This is a genomic window from uncultured Phenylobacterium sp. (assembly GCF_902826855.1).
In the GTDB taxonomy this organism is placed as follows: Bacteria; Pseudomonadota; Alphaproteobacteria; order Caulobacterales; family Caulobacteraceae; genus Phenylobacterium.
On the sequence record NZ_CADEGK010000358.1, the window covers coordinates 1 to 2,060 of the forward strand.

The 2,060-nt window shown below is 69.1% G+C and carries 2 protein-coding genes; one reads left to right on the forward strand and one right to left on the reverse strand.

The features are described 5' to 3' along the window. On the forward strand, positions 1–602 hold a 602-nt coding region (locus QZV94_RS24705; RefSeq protein ID WP_293683075.1), incomplete at its 5' end, for an RES family NAD+ phosphorylase. Between the two features lie 634 nt (positions 603–1,236). On the opposite strand, the gene ssb is transcribed toward QZV94_RS24705, so the two are convergent. After that, a complete protein-coding gene (gene ssb / locus QZV94_RS24710) occupies positions 1,237–1,686 on the reverse strand; it encodes a single-stranded DNA-binding protein (protein ID WP_293683077.1) in 450 nt (149 codons plus the stop codon). Between the last annotated feature and the right edge of the window lie 374 nt (positions 1,687–2,060).

Sequence of the window (2,060 nt, forward strand, 5' to 3'; positions counted from 1 at the left end):
TCGAACTTCGCCGGCGCGTGACGCTCGATCCCGACATCCTGGCCGACCTCGCCGTGGAGATCACGCCCAAGGCCTATGTGCGCGTGACGCCGATGACGCACGCCGCCACGCCGCTGGGCGCGGGCTTTGGGGTGACCCGCTTCGCCAGTCCAACCCAGGCCTTCAGGGTGATTTACCTGGGCCAGGACCTGACCACGAGCGTGGCGGAAACCCTGGTCCGCGACCGCTTCCAGGGGAAGGCGACCCGCAAGCTCCTCGACGTCGAGGCCGCGACCTGGGGCGCGACCGAGGTCAGCGCCAGTGCGCCCCTGACCCTGATCGACCTGCGCACCACGGGCCTGGTGCGCCTGGGCGTCTCGACCGAAGCCGCCCGCGGCAAGGCGCAGGGGCAAGGGCGCAAGCTCAGTCAGGCGGTCTACGACCAGACCGACGCGCAAGGCCTGGTCTACAGCTCGCGGCTGACCGGCCGCACGTGCATCTGCGTCTACGACCGCGCCCTGCCGGGCGGGCTTGGCGCATCGCCGGTCATCGAGGTCACGCGCCTGGCCGGCTTCGTCGATGCGCTGCGGGCGCTCAACGTGACCCTGATCGCGACGCCCTAGAGGCGCTCCGGTCGGCAGATCGGAACGCGCGGCTTGCCCCGTAGAAGCCCCGCCCCGCCTCAGGGGCTCAAGGCGGACCATCCGCGTCGGATGCGATCTTCGCGCGAGGGATCGTCACCGCCAGCCGGAAGAGACCGCTTGCGGGCTCAGGAGGCGGTTTGGGCGGCGGAGACGGCGCCCTCAGGCGCTGGCTTCGTGAGGTGCGCCGCACCGAGTAGAGCCCGGTCCCGGAGGGACGCGCCCAACGCTGCGATAAGGACCCGAGTGACCTTCGTTACGCCAACGGGTGGAGTTCTCCCCCGCGTGTCAGGCCCACCTGCGGGGGGAAGAAGGACCGTCGAAGTCGATCGTCGCGGCATGGGCGCAGCGTTGCTCGGCCTCGCGGCCAAAGGTCGGCTGAGTTCGCTGCCGCAAGACAACCCCACATCGCCTGAGGCGGGCCCACCAAGCAGATGCCGGCGCGGCCGAGCACCCGGGGCGAAGCTCCGGAAACCCCGAGCCTGAGCGGCGCGAACTCGGCTCGCCCGTCGCCGAAGCCGCCCGCGTCAGCACGGCGGCCGGCGCACCCGCAAGACGCCGGCAAAGTGAACACGAAGGGGCCCGCCCGGTCTCCCGGGCGGGCCCCAGCTCCGATTCAGAAGGGGATCTCATCCGTATCGGCCGAGGCGTTCCCGGACGGCTGGGCCTTCCTGCGGCCGCGGGTGCGGGGCTGAGGCTCCGGCTCTTCCGGCTGGGCGTCGACCCCGTCGCGCAGGATCTTCACCTGGCCGCCGCCCTTCTGGTTGACCACGATCTCGGTGGAGTAGCGGTCGTGGCCCTCGTTGTCGGTCCACTTGCGGGTCTCCAGCTTGCCCTCGACCATGACCAGGGTGCCCTTGCAGGCGTAGCCCAGGTAGTTGGCGATGCCGTCGCCCCAGAGGGTGACCCGGTGCCATTCGGTCCGCTCGCGGCGCTCGCCACTGCTGCGGTCTTTCCAGCTTTCCGAGGTGGCCAGGCGCAGGTTGGTGACCCGGGCGCCGTCGCTGAGGCTGCGGACTTCGGGGTCAGCGCCGAGGAAGCCGATCAGAGTAACCTTGTTGAGCATTGTCTTTCTCCGTCTCCAGCCGGGAGAAGTCCCGGCCGTTCGCGGGTCATTCCCGCGATCACGAGACCGCTTTGAGCGGGGAGCAAGGGACGCCGAGACATCCGAGCCAGGGAGGAACCGGTCTGCAGGCGCGCCGCGCCGAAGACGGGAGGGACCCTTAAAGGCTCGCCTGCGAAGCAGGTTGATTTCGGAGGCGGACCGCCCCGCTCTAGGTTTTCGTGATTGATCGCGGAGACCCACGCCGGCCCGACACCTGGATCCGGACCGAACGGAGAAATAGTGCTCAGCTAGGTGAGACCGGCACCGTCGACTGTCCCCTTAACCCACATTTCCCAAGTAAGGCGCTGATTTCGCTGTCCTGACCATTATATTTC